The following is a 16,633-nucleotide window of genomic DNA, read 5'->3' as shown; positions in this document are numbered from 1 at the left end:
GCTTGCATGAGCGTCACTGTTACTTTTTGTTGTTAACTATTCTTTATTGAGCGTTTGTGAGAAGCTTTTTGTATGACAGGGATGACCACCACCACGCTCTCCGACGGTCGGGAATTGATCTATTTTGACGATGCGGGCACCAACGCTCCCCGTACCGTGGAGCTCACCACGGACCATCGCGGCCTGCCGCCGCGGGGCGAGCCGGGCGAGCTGCGGTTCGACGCGCTGACCGGAGAATGGGTGGCGGTTGCCGCCCACCGGCAGACACGAACGCACTTGCCTCCCGCGGACCAATGCCCCATCTGCCCCACCACTGACTCCAACGCGTCCGAGATTCCGGCCGCCGATTATGACGTTGTGGTCTTCGAAAACCGCTTCCCCTCCCTCGGCCCGGCATTGGGGCCCATTCCGGCGGATCCCGAGTGGGGAACGAAAGGTCCTGCCTACGGCCGCTGCGAGGTGGTGTCCTTCACCCCGGAACACACCGGTTCGTTCAGCGGACTGAGCCAGGAGCGGTCCCGCACGGTGATCGAGGCGTGGGCACAGCGCACCGCCGCGCTCAGCGCCATGGCCGGCATCAAGCAGGTGTTCCCCTTTGAGAACCGGGGTGCCGATATCGGCGTGACACTGCATCACCCGCACGGGCAGATCTATGCCTACCCGTATGTCACGCCGCGCTCCGGCGTCCTGGGGGCCGCGGCCCGGAAGTATTACGACGCCAAGGACGGGAACGAAACCCTGACGGGCTCGCTGCTGCGCGCCGAGCGGGAGGACGGCAGCCGGATAGTAATGGAAGGCACCCATTTCAGCGCCTACGTGCCCTTCGCCGCGCGGTGGCCACTGGAAATCCATCTGGTCCCGCATCGCCACGTACCCGACCTCGCTGCCTTGAACGGGGAGGAGAAGGACGAGCTGGCGCAGGTGTACCTCGACCTGCTCAAGCGGGTGGACGCCCTCTACCCCACACCAACTCCGTACATCTCCGCCTGGCACCAGGCGCCCTTGGACGATGACCTCCGCCCGGCCGGCTACCTGCACCTGCAGCTGACCTCCCCGCGCAGGGCAGCGGATAAGCTGAAATACCTCGCCGGCTCGGAGGCAGCGATGGGCGCATTCATTAACGACACCACGCCGGAAAGCGTGGCGGAGCGCCTGCGCAAAGTTTCCGTTCCGTCGTCGTCGGAGCCGTCTGCCTTGGCGGCCGCAGCAGAAGGAGCTTCCGCGTGAGCAGCCAGGACCAGTCCGGCCCAGCCCCGGTTTCCGTCGAAGATCTCGCCGCCCGCTTCACCCAGGCCTTCGGCAGTGCTCCCGACGGCGTATGGCAGGCGCCGGGCCGGGTAAACCTCATCGGCGAACATACCGACTACAACGAAGGGTTCGTCCTTCCCTTCGCCATCGACCGCACCGCCCGTGTGGCCGTCGCGGTCCGCCGGGACCGGACCGTACGGCTGCTGTCCACGTACGGTGACCAGGGCGTCGTCACCACCTCGCTCGACTCCCTGGAGCCTGGAACGGCCAAGGGCTGGCCCAAATACCCGTTGGGTGTCATGTGGGCCCTGCGGGAGCAGGGCATCGACGTCCCCGGCCTGGACCTGCTCCTGGACTCTACCGTGCCGCTGGGTGCCGGCCTGTCGTCGTCGCACGCCATCGAATGCGCCGTGATCTCTGCCCTCAACGACCTCACCGGAGCCGGGCTGGGGGCCGAGGAGATGGTGCTGGCAACGCAGCGCGCGGAGAACGATTTCGTGGGGGCTCCCACCGGGATCATGGACCAGTCCGCGTCGCTGCGCGGCGCCAAAGGCCAGGCGGTGTTCCTGGACTGCCGGGACCAGAAAGCTGTGCTGGTTCCGTTTGAGACGGAACCCGCCGGCCTGGTGCTGCTGGTCATCGACACCAAGGTGTCCCATTCCCATGCCGACGGCGGCTACGCCTCACGGCGCGCGTCCTGTGAGCTCGGGGCGGAGGTCCTCGGGGTCAAGGCGCTGCGGGACGTCCAGGTGGGCGACCTGGAAGAGGCCGGCGGGCTGCTGGACGAAGTGACGTTCAGGCGGGTGCGGCACGTCGTGACCGAGAACGACAGGGTGCTGCAGACCGTCGAACTCCTGGACGGCCCCGGCCCGAGCGCCATCGGTCCCTTGCTGGACGCCAGCCACGCGTCCATGCGCGATGATTTTGAAATTTCGTGCCCGGAGCTGGACCTGGCCGTGGACACGTCCCGGGCGAACGGGGCCCTCGGCGCCCGCATGACCGGAGGCGGGTTCGGCGGTGCAGCGATCGCACTGACCCCCGTGGATTTGGAGCAGCAGGTGCGGGCCGCCGTCGCCAAAGCCTTCTCCGATGCCGGTTTCAAGGCACCGGACATCTTCACCGTCTCCCCTGCCGCCGGAGCCCTGCGTATTTCCTAGGAGCGTCCCCGGCTGCCTGACTGGTCAGCCCGCTAAAAGGCCGTGGGCCCCACCGCTTGGTGGGGCCCACGGCCTTTTGGTTTACGACGGCGGCAGTTGCCGGGGTGCCTAGTCGTCGCCGCGCAGGATGGCCAGCAGGCGGATGATCTCCACGTACAGCCAGACGAGCGTGACCGTCAGGCCGAAGGCGGCCGTCCAGGAGAAGCGCTGCGGGGCCCCGCTGCGGACGCCGGCTTCAATGCTGGTGAAGTCCATGATCAGCGAGAACGCGGCAAGGCCGATGGCCAGCAGGCCGATGAAAACGCCGAGCGGGATGCCGAAGATTTCAACGCTGGTGCGCAGGCCGAAGGGCGTCTGTACGGCGCCGGTCCAGACCAGCACCATGTTGATCAGGGAGAACACGGCGTAGCCGATGATGGCGATCATGAAGAAACGCATGGCCCGGGGTGTGGCACGAACCTTGCCGCTCTTAAAGAGGACCAGGGTCACGGCGAATACCGAGAGCGTGCCGATCACTGCCTGCAGGCCGACACCCGGGTACTGGGTGTCCAGGATGCGGGTGAGGCCGCCGAGGAAGAGTCCCTCCAGGGCCGCGTAGGCGAGGATCAGGGCCGGTGAGGGCTGCTTCTTGAAGGTGTTGACCAGGGCCAGCACGAAGCCGCCGAGGGCGCCGACGATCATCAGCATGGACGCGAGCGGCAACCCGACGGTGAGGGTGATGGCTGCGCCCACCAGCACTGCGCCGAGGCAGGCGGCGGTCTTCATGATGACGTCGTCGAACGTCATCCGGCCGGTGTCCGCGGGCCCGGCCGACGGCTGGTTGTACATCTGCCGCAGTTGTTCGTCCGTCATGCCCTGGGACTGTGTGCTCCACCCCTGCTGGCCGTACGCCTGCTGCCCATACGGTGCCTGGCCGTACGGAGCGCCGTAGGGAGCCTGCGGGACAGGCTGCGCCTGGGTGGCGCCACGGAAACTCTTTCCGTTGAAGATCGGGTTGCCGCCAAGTGCCATTGCGGAATTCCTCCATGTGGGTGTGGGTGATGAGCTGTTCGTTACGCTATCAATTCCCACGTGGCGGCAGTGATGAAAGTTCCCGCGGGGCCCGGTTGCAACCGAACCGTGACCGTTGCCGCCCGGAAGACCGGGCCCCGCCGGGCCGCTATCCCACGCCCAGGTATGCCTCCTTGATGGAGGGATCCTCCAGCAACTGCTTGCCGGTGCCGCTGTGCGTGATCTCGCCGGTCTCCAGGACGAAGGCCCGGTGCGCTCCGGCCAGGGCCTGGTTGGCGTTCTGCTCCACCATCAGGACCGTGGTGCCCTGGTTGTTGATTTCCTTGATGATCTTGAAGATCTGCCGGATGAACTGCGGTGCGAGGCCCATGGACGGCTCGTCCAGCAACAGCAGCTTCGGGTTGGACATCAGGGCCCGTCCAATGGCCAGCATCTGTTGCTCGCCCCCTGACATCGTTCCGCCGAACTGCTTCTCGCGCTCCTTCAGCCGCGGGAACAGGTCGAAGACGCGGTCCAGGTCCTTTGATACGCCGCTTCTGTCCTTGCGTCCGAAGGTGCCCATGTCAAGGTTTTCCATGACCGTCATGCCCGGGAAGATCCCGCGGCCCTCGGGCGCTTGGGAAATCCCGTGCACCACCCGGATGTGCGCCTTCATCTTGGTGATGTCCTGGCCTGCAAAGTTGATCTTCCCCTCGGAGCAGTTCAACAGGCCGGAGATGGTACGCATGGTGGTGGTCTTGCCGGCACCGTTGGCGCCAATCAAGGCCACCACTTCGCCTTCGTCCACCGTGAAGGAGATGTTCCGCAGCGCCTGGATGCGGCCGTAGTGGACGGAAACGTCCTCGAGTTCAAGCAACGTCATCTTCGGGCTCTCCTAGGTAGGCGGCAATGACCCTCGGGTCTTCGCGGATCTCGCGAGGCAGTCCGTCCGCGATCTTCTTCCCGAATTCCAGCACCACGATGCGGTCTGTCACACCCATCACGAGCTTCATGTCGTGCTCGATCAGCAGTACGGTGTAGCCCTCATCCCTGATGGTGCGGATGAGCGCCATCAGCTCCTCTTTCTCGGCCGGGTTGAAGCCTGCTGCAGGCTCGTCGAGGCACAGCACCTTCGGGTCGGTGGCCAGTGCCCGGGCGATCTCCAGCCGGCGCTGGAAGCCGTAGGGCAGCTGCCGGGACAGGACGTGGGCGTGGCTGCTGATGCCCACGAAGTCCAGCAGGGCCATGCCGCGCTCGATGGCGGACTTTTCCTCCTTGATGTGGGTAGGCAGGCGCAAGAGTGCCCCGCCGACGCTGGTACGGTGCCGCGCGTCGAGGCCCACCACGACATTCTCCAGCGCAGTCATCTCGCCGAAGAGCCGGATGTTCTGGAACGTGCGGGACAGGCCCAGGCGGGTGATCTTGTGCTGCTTGATGCCGTTCAGGACCTGTCCCTCCAACACCACTTTCCCGCTGGTGGGCTTGTAGACGCCGGTCATGGCATTGAAGCACGTGGTTTTCCCGGCCCCGTTGGGACCGATGAGTCCCAGGATCTCGCCGCGCTTGATGTTGAAGCTGATATTGTCCAGCGCCACGAGGCCGCCGAACTTGATGGTGAGGTTCTGGACCTCCACGATGTTGTCGCCTACCGCGACGGCGATATCGCGGTCCGGTGCAACTTTTTCGGCCAGTTCCTGGTCCACCCCTGCTTCGGCCAGGGCTTCGATGTCGATTTCGGGTGCAACAGCAGCCGGGCCGCCGTTGTCCGGTTGCTCCTCAACGCTGCTGGAGCCGGCCTGCCGTTCCTCGGAACTCATGCCTCTGCTCCCCTCTCTCCGGCCGTGCGGGTCCCGGGGCCCGCTGTTGGGTTGTCGGTGTCTTTGGGTTGCGTGCTGTCCCGGGCCGTGACCTTATTGATGGCTGTCCGGCCGTAGGCGAGCAGGCGCTGCCGTGCCGGGAGCAGCCCCTGCGAGCGGAAGATCATGATCAGGACCAGGGCGATCCCGAAAATCAGGTACTTGTATTCGGCGATAGCCGTGAACCTCAACGGGATGTAACTGACCAGCGCCCCGCCCAGGATGGCACCAACCTTGTTGCCTGCGCCGCCGAGCACGACGGCGGCCAGGAAGAGGATAGAGGTGGTGACGTCGAACTTCTGGTTGTTGACGAACCCCACCTGCCCGGCGAAGAGCGCGCCTGAAAGGCCGCCGATCGCGGCGCCGATGGCGAACGCCCACACCTTGTACTTGAAGGTGGGAACGCCCATGATTTCCGCTGCGTCCTCATCCTCGCGGATGGCGATCCACGCGCGGCCAACCCGGCTGCGCTCCAGGTTGCCCACCAGGAGGGTGACGATGATGATGATGGTCAGCGTCAGCCAGTACCAGGGCACACCGTTCGAGTTGGAAAAGATCGGCGTTCCGTCAGCTTCGGTACCCGGCGGATGGCCGACGTTCTGGAAACCGACCTGGCCCTTCATCGCGGGAATGATCGTGGCCAGGATGCGGACGATTTCACCGAACCCGAGCGTCACGATGGCCAGGTAGTCGCCCCGCAGGCGGAGGGTTGGGACACCCAGCACCACGCCGAAGAACATGGTGACCGCCATGGCGATCGGAATCGTCCACAGGTACGGGATGTGCAGGAAGGGCGAGTCCGGGCTGGTCAGCATCGCCGCGCAGTAGGAGCCGACGGCGAAGAAGGCCACATACCCAAGGTCCAGCAGGCCCGCGTATCCCACCACGACGTTGAGGCCTACCGCGATGAGGGCGAAGCGTGCCATGTCGAAGCACGCCAGGGCGAAATTGTTGCCCGGCTCCGTGGTGATGATGGGCGGGTTGAGCAGCGGGAGCATGTAGGCCAGCGCGACGACGATGACCAGGAAGGCCCACTGCTGTTGGCGGGACAGTGCATGCCACCGGTCGGAGAAGTACCCGGACTTGCGTCTCCCGCGCTGGCGGAGATCGCTTTTGCCTGCGGCCTTCGACGAGGCTTCGCGGTCCTCTGCCGCCTGCGCGGCGGCCGCCGTCTGCAGCGGCGTGGGTCCGTCCGTCATGCTCATGCTTTGCTCCTTCCAAGGGAGGTTCCCAGGATGCCTTCGGGCCGCAGCAGCAGCACCAGCACCAGCACCACGAATGCCACGACGTCGGTCCACTGCGAGTTCCCGAGCAGGATCTGGCCGTAGTTGCCGATCAGGCCGAGCAGCAGTCCACCCAGCAGGGCGCCGCGGACGTTGCCGATGCCGCCGAGCACGGCTGCCGCGAAGGCCTTGATGCCGAGGACGAATCCGCCGCTGTACTGGACACCGGAAGGGATTTTCATGACGTAGAACAATGCGGCGGCTCCTGCGAGCAGGCCCCCGATGATGAAGGTGGTAATAATGATGCGCTCTTTGTTGACGCCCATCAATGTCGCAGTGTCCGGGTCCTGGGCTACTGCCCTGATGCCGCGGCCGGTGCGGGACTTACTGATGAACCGGTCGATGCCGATCATCATGATGACCGCCGCGATGATGATCACCAATTGCTGGGAATCGACGATGGTGCCGAAGACATCAAAGATGGGGGTGGGCCGGAACATAGTCAGGGCAAGTTCGGGGCTGGGACCACGCCACAGGTAGATGAGGTACTGGATGGTGAAGGAAGCGCCGATGGCGGTGATCAGGAAGACCAGGCGCGGGGCGTTTCGTTGCCGGAGGGGTTTATAGGCGATCCGCTCAAGCAGGAAGGCCGTGACTGCCGAGGCGAGCATGGCAAGGACCAATGCCAGCAGCAGGTTCAGGATGATGGCCCAGATGTCCAGGCGGGGAACCGAAGGACCGAAGCCGAGGCTGCTCAGGGTGAAGAAGACGGCGTAGCAGCCAACGATGAACACTTCTGAGTGGGCGAAGTTGATCAGGTTCAGCACGCCGTAAACGAGGGTGTAGCCGAGCGCTACGAGTGCGTAGATGGCACCGAATGTCAGGCCGTCAAAGGTGGCGCTCCAGAAGTTCTGGGCGAGGGACGGTATGTCGAAAGTGATCCAGTCATTTTCAGTCGGGAGCAGTGGGACGAGAGAGGGAAGCATGGGGAACATCCTGATCCAGTTGCACGCGGCCTTGTGGGCCCGGCCGTGGGACTTGTGTCTAGTGACGTAGCTTGGTCCTGGGTTGTTGCCGAGCGAAGAAAAGGCTGTGGGGGCCTGCAGTGCTGGCCCCCACAGCCTTTTCCCGCCGGGTTGCTACTCCCCGATGGGGCCGATCGGAACGATCTTCCCGTTTTCCACCTTGTAGCCGTAGACGGTCGGGGCCTGGAGTTCGCCCTTTGCGTCCCACTTGTAGTGCTTGCTGAAGCCGTCCTTGTCATAGGCCTTGACCCAGGACAGCAGGTCTGCGCGGCTTTGCTTGCCTGCGTCGATGCCGGACAGGAGGACCGTTGCGGCGTCGTAGCCTTCGATGGAGTACGTTCCGGGCTCTGCACCCTTGGAGACGTCCTTGTAAGCCGAGGCGAAGTCCGGGATGAGTTCACCCGGGAGGCAGGGGCAGGTGAAGTAGGCGTTGCTGGACGCGTCGCCGGCCTGCTTGATGAACTGGTCATCCTTGACACCGTCAGGAGCTACGAACGTTCCGGTGAAGCCCTTCCCGACCAGCTGCTGGTCGAACGGCGCGCCCTCGGCATAGTAGCCGGCGTAGAACACCGCGTCGGCTTTGGCGTTCATGATCTTGGAGATGACTGCGGAGAAGTCCTTCTGCCCCGTGGTTACCTTCTCCGTTCCGGCCAGGGCGCTGCCCAGGCCCGCGGAGGTGGAGGTTCCCAGGCCGATGCCGTAGTCGGAGTCATCCTGGACGAGGTAGACCTTCTTGGCGCCGAGCTTCCCGGTGAGGAACTTCGCGGCGGCCGGGCCCTGGACGGCGTCGTTGCCGAGGCCGCGGAAGAAGGTGGTCCAGCCGTTTTCGGTCAGGGTGGGGTTGGTGGCCGACGGGGTGATGTGGACCAGGCCCTTCTGCTCGAAGATGTTGCCCGTTGCCTTGGACTCACCGGAGAACGGCAGGCCGATGACGCCGAGGATGTCGGACTCGCTCACCAGCTGGGTCACCGGGCCGGTGGCCTTGTTGGGGTCGCCTTCGGTATCGAACTTCTTGAACTGGACCTGGCAGCCCGGGTTGGCCTTGTTGTGCTGGTCGATGGCGAGCTGGATGCCGTTGAAGATGTTAACGCCCAGCTGGGCATTGGGACCGGTCTGTGCGCCGGCGTAGGCCAGCGTGGTGGTGGCCGGGCAGGTTGCCTTGCCGTCGCCGGCAGGCTTGACCGCACCGGAGGGAACATCCACTTTCGAAATCGCGGGAATGTTCACTTTATTGGAGGAGCCGGAGCTTTCGGTGGTGCCGGGGCCCGCCTGGTTGGCGCAGGCCGACAGCAGCATGCTGAATGTGGCTGCTGCTGCCAACGAGGTGAGGACTTTCTTTCGGTACATTTGTCTGCCTTCCGAAACAGGGCCATGCGATGCGCGTGCGGATCAATGGGACGCTGCGGCGCCCGAAAATGGGACCAGGTATTCCTGATTTAGGTTCAAGCTAGTGCATGGAGGGCAACGAATCTAAGTGACTGAGGTCACAGCCTTATAACAGTCGTTGCCTATGCGGAATTAAATGGCGAAAGCCGCCTGCATCGCAGGCGGCTTTCAGGCGCGAAGGCATCAGTTGCCGTCCATGGCAGTTGTACCCCAGGTGGGACTCGAACCCACAACACGCGGATTTTAAGTCCGTTGCCTCTGCCAATTGGGCTACTGGGGCGCCGGGTCAATGGTACCTGCCCACGGCTCGTTGCCGGGAAACGCCGACGGCGGCCGGCCCCGGGAAGGGGAAGGCCGCCGTCGGACGCGGTGAAGCGGATGGGCGCGCTACTTGGCGTTGGCGGCTACCGTTTCCTTGGGAGCGGGCGTGGCTGATGAACCGGAGCCGGCGGCCGGGACGGCGGCGGGCGCAGCCGCAGGCTTGGGAGCCGGGGTGGCCGCCGCGACGAAGGCGCCGCGGGGGTTGTCCAGGTCCAGCAGCTGCGTAGTGTCGCGGCCGGCGAAGAAGCTGATGATCCAGTTCAGGATGACGCGGAACTTGCGCTCGACAGTGGGCATGGCCATACCGTGGTAGCCGCGGTGTGCCAGCCAGGCGAGCCCGCCCTTGAGGCCGATCCGGCCCAGGAGGTTGATGTTGGCAACACCCTTCCATTCGCCGAAGCCGGCCACAGCACCAAGGTTCTTGTGCTTGTAGTCCCCCAGCGGCTTTTCCCAACGTGACGCCCAGAGGTTCTTCGCGAGGCGCTTGGCCTGGCGGAGGGCGTGCTGGGCATTCGGGACGCAGGTGCCGTCCGGGAGGCCCTTGCCGGTAAGGTCCGGAACAGCGGCGATGTCGCCGGCCGCCCAGGCGTTCTCCACGATGCCTTCGTCGCCGGCGATGCGCAGGTCCGGCAGGACGCGGACGCGGCCGCGCGGCTCGAGCGGGAAGTCGGTGGAACGGACCATGGGGTTGGCCTGCACGCCTGCAGTCCACACCAGGGTGTCGGCTTCGAATTCCTGCGCGGGGGTCTTGTCCGGCAGGTTGATGAGCTTCAGGCTGCCCTCGGCGCTGTCCAGGGACGTGTTCAGCAGGACCTCGATGCCGCGGCTGCGGAGGTGCTCGACTACCCAGTCGGCCTGCTTGGCGGTGACCTCGGGCATGATGCGGCCCATGGCTTCAACCAGGACGAAGCGGACTTCCTCCTGCTTGACGCGCGGGTTGTTGCGCACGGCGGCGCGGGCGAGGTCTTCCATCTCGGTGATGCATTCGATCCCGGCGAAGCCGCCGCCGACCACCACAAACGTGAGGGCCTTGGCGCGTGCAGCGGGGTCCGTCATGGTGGAGGCAACCTCGATGCGCTCCAGCAGCTTGTTGCGCAGGGCAACCGCTTCTTCGATGGTCTTCAGGCCGATGCCCTTGTCCGCCAGGCCCTTGATGGGGAACGTGCGGGTGATGGCGCCGGCTGCGAGGACGACGTCGAAGTAGGGAACCTCAAAGTTCTCGCCGCCGTCGGCAGGTGCCACCACAGCTGTGCGGTTGACGTGGTCGATCGAGGTGACGCGCCCCTGGATCAGTTCCGTCTGCTTGAGGTGCTGGCGGTGGGACACCACCGCGTGGCGGGCTTCGATGTTGCCGCCGGCCACTTCCGGGAGGAAGGGCTGGTAAGTCATGTAGGGCAGGGGATCAACGACGGTGACGATGCCACCGGCATTCGCGATCTTCTTCTGCAGTTTCAGTGCTACGTACAGGCCGACGTACCCGCCGCCGACGACGAGTACCCTGGGACGATCCTGGAGCTGTGGGGTGGTTGCCATAGTTTAAGGATAGCGTAGTTTGTGAAAATCTTCACTAACTAGGTCGCTGGTCCGTAACGTGTGATTCCCGAGGCAAATTGACCTGTTGCACCACTCCGGTATCCGGGTCTTCCCGGGCCAGGGCCGGGTTGCGCGAAGCCCTCCTCAGCTGGAACGCGGCCGCCGCGATGATCGCCACGAAAAGGACGGCGAAACCGATGACGACGGCGGCGCCGATGGCACTGTCGCGCTGGGACGGCGCCTTGGCAGCGGGGACGGTTGCCTCCGGCAGGGTGGGTGCCGCGCTGGGCACCGGGGCGGCGGAAGGAACCTGGGTTGCCGGGGCTGCGTTGCCGCGCCGGTGGACCCGGATCCATTCGGCGATGGTACCCAGCGGGTTAACCGTGGTTTCCGGGACGTCGGCCTTGAGCGCGGCCTCGGCGTTGAGGATCCCGTAGCCGTACAGCGGGTCCTTGCCGGGCGCGCCGGCATCCTTCGCCGTCGAGACAATCCTGTTGATGACCTGCTCGGCACTCATGTCCGGCCACTTGGAGCGAATCAGTGCAGCCACCCCGGAAACGATCGGAGTGGAGCCGGAGGTTCCGGCCCAGTCGGCGTAGCTCCCGCCGGGGAGTCCGCCTACCAGGTTCTCCGCAGGGGCGGCCACACCAATGCTGATCCCCTGGGACGACGCATCCACGCTGGCTGTGTTCTTGCGGTCCAGGCCGGCGACTGTGAGGACGCCCGGGATGGTTGCGGGGGCGCCCACCTGCGTGTTGCCGCCCACCCGGTTGCCGGCTGCGGCCACGATGACCACATCCTTTTGTTCGGCGTAAAGGAACGCAGCGTCCCAGCTTTGCGGCCACTGGGGTGTTGTGCTGCCGAGCGAAATGTTGATTACCTTGGCGCCGTTATCCACTGCCCAACGGACGGCTTCGGGAATCTGGTCCTGGTCACTTTTGCCTGAGGGGTTCGGTGAACCCAGCCACGTGGAAACGGAAAGGAGCTGCGCTTCCGGCGCCACGCCCATGACGCCGTCAGGCGGCGTGCCCGCAGGCCCGGGGCTGGGGCTGGGTGAGGCACTGGCCGGCTGGTGGCCGCGGCCCGCCAGCATGGTGGCCACCAGCGTGCCGTGTTCAGGCTTGGAGCCGACGCTCTTCTGGCCGTCCGGCTGGCCCGAGCCGGACGCGTCATAGCCGCCGGTGACGGCACCCTTGAGGTCCGGGTGCTGGGCGTCAATGCCGCTGTCGATGACGGCAATCTTGACGCCGGCGCCCTTGGACACCTCCCAGGCCTTGGTGATGCCGGAATCTGCCAGCCAGTACTCTTTATCGCGCCAATCGTCGGCCTTGGCGGCGGGGGCGGTAAAAAGGCCGGCGCACAGGCAGCAGGCGGCCAGCAGGACAGCCGTGAGGGCCGCGGCGGCCCGGCGCGCCGGCGGCGTCGGAGCTGGGGTGGATTGCATGGGACTACCCGATGCTCAGGGCGATGCCGTCAAGGATGTCGTGCTCGCTCGCGGTGGCGGCGGTGACCCTGCCGCCGGTCAGCGTGCCCATCCGTTCCAGGATGCGGCGCCACACCAGTCCCCCGGCGCCAATGACATCCACCCGCCCCGGGTGCATGTACGGCAGGGCCGCCCGGCGGGCCCGGGTCATCGCCAGCAGGTCGCCGGCAGCGGCCCTGACGTCCTCAATAGGAAGCTGGGCGCCGTGGATGGCGTCCGGGGAGTATTCGGGCAGGCGGAGGGCGTGCGCGGTGATGGTGGTGACGGATCCGGCCACACCGACGACGGCGGTGGCACGTTCCAGCGGCACGTCGCGTCCGGCGCGGGCTATGGCGGCGTCAACGTCGGCCTCGGCGGCCGCGACTTGTTCGGCCGTGGGCGGATCGTCACGCAGGTGCCGCTCAGTGAGGCGAACGCAGCCGATATCCACGGATTTGGCTGCTGTGACCCCCGAGGCGGTGCCGAGGACAAATTCGGTGCTTCCGCCGCCGAGGTCCACCACGAGTACTTCATGGCCGTCGAGGATGGGCAGCACGCTGCTGGCGCCGGCGAAGGACAAGGCTGCTTCCTCGTCGCCGGAAATGACCTCGGGTTCGACTCCCAGGAGGTCCCGGATGCCGTCCACGAAGACGTCCCTGTTGCGTGCGTCCCGGCTTGCTGAGGTAGCGACGAACCGGGTCCGTTCCGCACCGTGCTCACGGATCAGGCGGGCATAGTCAGCCGTTGCGGCGAAGGTGCGTTCAAGGGCCTCCGGAGCCAGTTCGCCGGTGGCATCCACTCCCTGGCCCAGCCGGACCACGCGCATTTCCCGAACGACATCGGTCAGGGCCGTGTTGCCGTTGCTGCGGTCAATGTCGGCGATCAGGAGCCGGATGGAGTTGGTGCCGCAGTCGATTGCGGCGACGCGCGTCACTCCGCCACCCCGGCGATGCGGGCAGTCTTCCGCACGGGCGCGGGGCGGCCAACGATGTCCGGCAGGCCTTGGGGACCATGGCGGCTGAGGTCCCGCGAAGGCGCCTCGCCGGTGGTGTCCCAGGCGCCGTCGCAGTAGCACTTGTCCGTCGTCCACCACTCGCTGATCATTCCAATGGCCTGGTCACCGAGCGGGTTGACGCCGGGGCCGGACGCCAGGGAGTGGCCCACCAGGACGTGCAGGCACTTGACGCGTACGGGCATTCCCCCGGCGGAGACGCCATCGATTTCAGGCACCGGGCCGATGCCTGAACGTTCTCCGATCGCGTTCCGGGCGGCGAGGTATTCTTCATGCGCCGAGCGGTAGGCGTCCGCGAGCCCGGGATCCCCGGCGAGTTGGTCGTTCATTTCATTCATGACGCCTGCGGCTTCCAGCCGGGAAACCGCTGAGGTGATCACCGGGTGCGTCAGGTAGAAGGTGGTGGGGAACGGGGTTCCGTTGCTGAGGCGGGGGGCGGTCGCTGCCACGAGCGGGTTGCCGCAAACGCACCGCGCCGGAATTTCCACGACGTCGCGGACGGGACGTCCCAGCTGCCTGCTCAGTACGTCAAGGTCGTGTTCTGTCGGTTGGCGGGATTCGTCCCGGGCGGCTGCCGTGCTGTGTTCCATTGTCGCGGGCCGTCCTTCCTGTGCGGTTCAGTCTGTGGCCGCGCGTCTGATGGACTCCCACAGGGAATCCACCCACGGCAGATCGGCGGGGTCTTGTGCTGTTGCGCTGGCGGGGCTACTGCTTTCTCCGGCCGGCTCATCGCTGCCAAAAACCCAGTAGCCGGTTTCGCCCGGCATAACCATGTTAATGCGGTCGCGGGCCTGCTGCTTGACGTAGTTAGGGTCCTGCCACCGCGAAACCTGTTGCCGGAGGGCGTCACCTTCGGCCTGACGGGCGGCGATATCGGCATTCAGCGCGTCAATTTCGGCCTTCTTGTCGAAAAAGATCTTCACGGTAGGCGCCAGCATAATGGTGATGGCCACCATCACGACGGCCAGGGCGAGCATGCGGCCGGAGAAGGCCTTGGCGGGGACGGGGTGCTGGTCCTCGTCACTGGCCCGGCCGTTGGTGCCGTCAACGGAACTGCTGCCCTTGCGTCCTGCGGACGGCTTGGGGGTGGTTGCCCCTCCCGCCTTTCCGCCCGGCCGGCCCGCAGTTCCGCGGCCGCGGTTGTCCTGCCCGGAAGACGCGTCAGCCGCGGCAGCGCCGTTGCCCGGGCGGAAATCCGCCCGGATGACCTCGGCCCCGCCGGAGGTACCGTCGTCGGCCGTGTCCTTTGCCGGACGGGCGGGGGCGACCTTGGGAACTTTGGGGCGGCGGGTAGCCATGACACTCCTGAAACGCAGCCTCCCTGGGCCGCCACTATCTGTGCTGGACAAACACTGCCTGGACCATTGCTGCGGAAAACAACGGCGGTGGCTATGGTCTTCCAACCATAGCCACCGCCGATGGGTTTAGCCGGTTACTAGCCCTTGAAACGCGGGAACGCGCTGCGTCCGGCGTAACGTGCGGCGTCGTCGAGTTCCTCTTCGATGCGCAGCAGCTGGTTGTACTTGGCAACGCGCTCGGAACGGGCAGGTGCGCCGGTCTTGATCTGGCCGGCGTTGGTGGCCACCGCGATGTCGGCGATGGTGGTGTCCTCGGTTTCGCCGGAGCGGTGCGAGGTGATGGTGGTGTAACCGGCGCGCTGGGCCAGGCTGACGGCGTCCAGGGTTTCGGTCAGGGAGCCGATCTGGTTGACCTTGACCAGCACGGAGTTGGCCGTCTTGGTGTCGATGCCGCGCTGCAGGATAGAGGGGTTGGTGACGAAGAGGTCGTCGCCCACCAGCTGGACCTTGTCGCCGATGGCGTCGGTGAGGGTCTTCCAGCCTTCCCAGTCGTTCTCGTCCAGCGGGTCCTCGATGGAAACCAGCGGGTAGTCGGCCACGAGTTCGGCGTAGTAGGCGCTCATCTCGCCGGCGGACAGGGACTTGCCTTCGAACTGGTAGGCGCCGTCCTTGAAGAACTCCGAGGATGCGACGTCCAGGGCCAGGGCGATGTCCTTGCCCGGGGTGTAGCCGGCGTTCTTGATGGCTTCCTGGATCAGGTCCAGGGCAGCGCGGTTGGACGGCAGGTTCGGGGCGAAGCCGCCCTCGTCGCCCAGGCCGGTGGACAGGCCCTTTTCCTTCAGGACGGACTTGAGGTTGTGGTAGACCTCGACGCCCCAGCGCAGGCCTTCGGAGAAGGTCTCGGCGCCGATGGGGGCGATCATGAATTCCTGGATGTCGACGTCGGAGTCGGCGTGCGAGCCACCGTTGAGGATGTTCATCAGCGGGACGGGCAGGACGTGCGCGTTCGGGCCGCCCAGGTACTTGTAGAGGGGCAGGTCGGCGGAGGCCGCGGCTGCGTTGGCGACCGCCAGGGAGACGCCCAGGATGGCGTTGGCGCCGAGCTTGCCCTTGTTGGGGGTGCCGTCCAGGTCCAGCATGGCCTGGTCGATGCTGCGCTGGTCGGTGGCGTCAAAGCCGGTCAGGGCGGGGGCGATCTGGTCGATCACGGCGTCGACGGCCTTCTGCACGCCCTTGCCGAGGTAGCGGCCCTTGTCGCCGTCGCGCAGTTCGACGGCCTCGTGCTCACCGGTGGAAGCACCGGAGGGAACTGCGGCGCGGCCGATCTGGCCGTCCGACAGCAGGACTTCAACTTCAACGGTGGGGTTGCCGCGGGAATCAAGGATCTCGCGGGCGTGGATGGCATCGATAAGCGCCATGAATTTGCTCCTTATGGGCGATTAACGGGGGGAATCAGGCAGAAAACTCGACGTACTCGTCAGGGACTAGCGTAGTCGAGAGTGCTCCGGGTTACTCAAACCGGTCAAAGCGCGGACGTCATGATGGAGCTTGGTCGCCTTGGTAGCGGCGGACGGCGGCACGCAGGGCACGCTCGGCGTCCATGCCGCGGTCCCGGGCGGAACGCACGACGGCGAGCAGCAGCGTTCCGAGTTCGTCCTCGCTTTCGGGGACGGGGACCCCGCCGGGAAGCCCCAGGCCTGCACGGGCGGCGCGGTCCAGCGATTTTTGCGCCTTGGCCAGCGCCGGAAGGGTGGCGGGGATGCCCTCGAAGGCATGGCGCCGTTCCGGGCGTTCGGCCCGTTTGACGGCGTCCCACGTCTGCTCGATCTCCGCCACCGTGGCAGGGAAGCTGTCCTGCAGGGAACCGTCGGGCCGGAAGACGTGCGGGTTGCGGCGGATCATTTTGGCACCCAGGCCGCGCGCAACGTCGTCGAACGTGAACGCGCCGCGCTCCTCGGCAAGCCGGGCGTGCAGCACGACCTGGAGCAGGACGTCACCCAGCTCGCCCTGGAGTTCGGCGTCGGGGTGGCCCTCCTCGATGGTCTCGGCCACCTCATAGGCCTCCTCCAGGAGGTACTCCACCAGCGAGGCGTGCGTCAGGGCCCCCATCCAGGGACAGTGC

At 65.9% G+C, this 16,633-nt stretch carries 15 protein-coding genes and 1 tRNA gene; 2 read left to right on the top strand and 14 right to left on the bottom strand.

Going from position 1 to position 16,633, the window contains the following annotated elements:
• Nucleotides 1–72: 72 nt before the first annotated feature.
• Both galT and galK read left to right on the top strand, forming a co-directional pair.
• A complete protein-coding gene (galT, locus tag AB4Y79_RS11245; RefSeq protein ID WP_441861545.1) occupies nt 73–1,227 on the top strand; it encodes a galactose-1-phosphate uridylyltransferase in 1,155 nt (384 codons plus the stop codon).
• Complete coding sequence (galK, locus tag AB4Y79_RS11240; RefSeq protein WP_441861542.1) at nt 1,224–2,405, top strand: galactokinase; 1,182 nt, start codon at nt 1,224–1,226, stop codon at nt 2,403–2,405. Before galT ends, galK begins: the two co-directional genes overlap by 4 nt.
• A 108-nt stretch (nt 2,406–2,513) precedes the next feature.
• Here galK and AB4Y79_RS11235 read toward each other — a convergent pair whose 3' ends face one another.
• The 14 genes from AB4Y79_RS11235 to AB4Y79_RS11170 form a co-directional block, all read right to left on the bottom strand.
• The gene (locus AB4Y79_RS11235) at nt 2,514–3,416 is read right to left on the bottom strand and encodes a Bax inhibitor-1/YccA family protein (protein WP_441861540.1); all 903 of its coding nucleotides are present in this window, start codon (nt 3,414–3,416) and stop codon (nt 2,514–2,516) included.
• A 148-nt stretch (nt 3,417–3,564) separates the two neighbouring features.
• A complete protein-coding gene (locus AB4Y79_RS11230; RefSeq protein WP_441861537.1) occupies nt 3,565–4,278 on the bottom strand; it encodes an ABC transporter ATP-binding protein in 714 nt (237 codons plus the stop codon).
• Complete coding sequence (locus AB4Y79_RS11225) at nt 4,265–5,212, bottom strand: ATP-binding cassette domain-containing protein (RefSeq protein ID WP_441861534.1); 948 nt, start codon at nt 5,210–5,212, stop codon at nt 4,265–4,267. Before AB4Y79_RS11225 ends, AB4Y79_RS11230 begins: the two co-directional genes overlap by 14 nt.
• The gene (locus tag AB4Y79_RS11220) at nt 5,209–6,456 is read right to left on the bottom strand and encodes a branched-chain amino acid ABC transporter permease (protein ID WP_441861531.1); all 1,248 of its coding nucleotides are present in this window, start codon (nt 6,454–6,456) and stop codon (nt 5,209–5,211) included. The genes AB4Y79_RS11225 and AB4Y79_RS11220 overlap by 4 nt, the downstream gene beginning before the upstream one ends.
• A complete protein-coding gene (locus AB4Y79_RS11215; protein ID WP_441861528.1) occupies nt 6,453–7,460 on the bottom strand; it encodes a branched-chain amino acid ABC transporter permease in 1,008 nt (335 codons plus the stop codon). Before AB4Y79_RS11215 ends, AB4Y79_RS11220 begins: the two co-directional genes overlap by 4 nt.
• Nucleotides 7,461–7,613: 153 nt before the next feature.
• Nucleotides 7,614–8,846 (bottom strand): branched-chain amino acid ABC transporter substrate-binding protein, encoded by a 1,233-nt coding sequence (locus AB4Y79_RS11210; protein ID WP_441861525.1) that lies wholly within the window; start codon nt 8,844–8,846, stop codon nt 7,614–7,616.
• 245 nt (nt 8,847–9,091) lie between these two features.
• Nucleotides 9,092–9,165 (bottom strand) — tRNA-Leu (locus tag AB4Y79_RS11205).
• Between the two features lie 107 nt (nt 9,166–9,272).
• A complete protein-coding gene (locus AB4Y79_RS11200) occupies nt 9,273–10,739 on the bottom strand; it encodes an NAD(P)/FAD-dependent oxidoreductase (RefSeq protein WP_441861522.1) in 1,467 nt (488 codons plus the stop codon).
• 34 nt (nt 10,740–10,773) lie between these two features.
• Complete coding sequence (locus tag AB4Y79_RS11195) at nt 10,774–12,183, bottom strand: S8 family serine peptidase (RefSeq protein ID WP_441861519.1); 1,410 nt, start codon at nt 12,181–12,183, stop codon at nt 10,774–10,776.
• A 4-nt stretch (nt 12,184–12,187) separates the two neighbouring features.
• Nucleotides 12,188–13,135 carry a Ppx/GppA phosphatase family protein gene (locus AB4Y79_RS11190; protein WP_441861517.1) on the bottom strand — a complete coding sequence of 316 codons (948 nt, stop codon included), beginning with the start codon at nt 13,133–13,135 and terminating at the stop codon, nt 12,188–12,190.
• Nucleotides 13,132–13,803 carry a DUF501 domain-containing protein gene (locus AB4Y79_RS11185; protein WP_441861514.1) on the bottom strand — a complete coding sequence of 224 codons (672 nt, stop codon included), beginning with the start codon at nt 13,801–13,803 and terminating at the stop codon, nt 13,132–13,134. Before AB4Y79_RS11185 ends, AB4Y79_RS11190 begins: the two co-directional genes overlap by 4 nt.
• Before the next feature lie 27 nt (nt 13,804–13,830).
• Nucleotides 13,831–14,511 (bottom strand): FtsB family cell division protein, encoded by a 681-nt coding sequence (locus tag AB4Y79_RS11180; protein WP_441861511.1) that lies wholly within the window; start codon nt 14,509–14,511, stop codon nt 13,831–13,833.
• 137 nt (nt 14,512–14,648) lie between these two features.
• The gene (gene eno, locus AB4Y79_RS11175) at nt 14,649–15,929 is read right to left on the bottom strand and encodes a phosphopyruvate hydratase (protein WP_441861508.1); all 1,281 of its coding nucleotides are present in this window, start codon (nt 15,927–15,929) and stop codon (nt 14,649–14,651) included.
• 118 nt (nt 15,930–16,047) lie between these two features.
• Entirely contained in the window at nt 16,048–16,620 is a 573-nt protein-coding gene (locus AB4Y79_RS11170) for a MazG nucleotide pyrophosphohydrolase domain-containing protein (RefSeq protein ID WP_441861800.1), read from the bottom strand.
• Between the last annotated feature and the right edge of the window lie 13 nt (nt 16,621–16,633).

It is taken from the genome of Pseudarthrobacter sp. YAF2 (genome assembly GCF_052113345.1).
Lineage (GTDB): Bacteria > Actinomycetota > Actinomycetes > Actinomycetales > Micrococcaceae > Arthrobacter.
The sequence above is the reverse complement of the archived record's forward strand: the minus strand, read 5'-3'. Positions and strand labels throughout refer to the sequence as shown.

Bases quoted from the DNA above. Each gene is read 5' to 3' on its own strand.
- galT (WP_441861545.1), top strand. From the start codon at position 73: ATGACAGGGATGACCACCACCACGCTCTCCGACGGTCGGGAATTGATC.
- AB4Y79_RS11235 (WP_441861540.1), bottom strand. From the start codon at position 3,416: ATGGCACTTGGCGGCAACCCGATCTTCAACGGAAAGAGTTTCCGTGGC.
- AB4Y79_RS11230 (WP_441861537.1), bottom strand. From the start codon at position 4,278: ATGACGTTGCTTGAACTCGAGGACGTTTCCGTCCACTACGGCCGCATC.
- AB4Y79_RS11225 (WP_441861534.1), bottom strand. From the start codon at position 5,212: ATGAGTTCCGAGGAACGGCAGGCCGGCTCCAGCAGCGTTGAGGAGCAA.
- AB4Y79_RS11220 (WP_441861531.1), bottom strand. From the start codon at position 6,456: ATGAGCATGACGGACGGACCCACGCCGCTGCAGACGGCGGCCGCCGCG.
- AB4Y79_RS11215 (WP_441861528.1), bottom strand. From the start codon at position 7,460: ATGCTTCCCTCTCTCGTCCCACTGCTCCCGACTGAAAATGACTGGATC.
- AB4Y79_RS11210 (WP_441861525.1), bottom strand. From the start codon at position 8,846: ATGTACCGAAAGAAAGTCCTCACCTCGTTGGCAGCAGCAGCCACATTC.
- AB4Y79_RS11200 (WP_441861522.1), bottom strand. From the start codon at position 10,739: ATGGCAACCACCCCACAGCTCCAGGATCGTCCCAGGGTACTCGTCGTC.
- AB4Y79_RS11195 (WP_441861519.1), bottom strand. From the start codon at position 12,183: ATGCAATCCACCCCAGCTCCGACGCCGCCGGCGCGCCGGGCCGCCGCG.
- AB4Y79_RS11185 (WP_441861514.1), bottom strand. From the start codon at position 13,803: ATGGAACACAGCACGGCAGCCGCCCGGGACGAATCCCGCCAACCGACA.
- AB4Y79_RS11180 (WP_441861511.1), bottom strand. From the start codon at position 14,511: ATGGCTACCCGCCGCCCCAAAGTTCCCAAGGTCGCCCCCGCCCGTCCG.
- eno (WP_441861508.1), bottom strand. From the start codon at position 15,929: ATGGCGCTTATCGATGCCATCCACGCCCGCGAGATCCTTGATTCCCGC.
- AB4Y79_RS11170 (WP_441861800.1), bottom strand. From the start codon at position 16,620: ATGGGGGCCCTGACGCACGCCTCGCTGGTGGAGTACCTCCTGGAGGAG.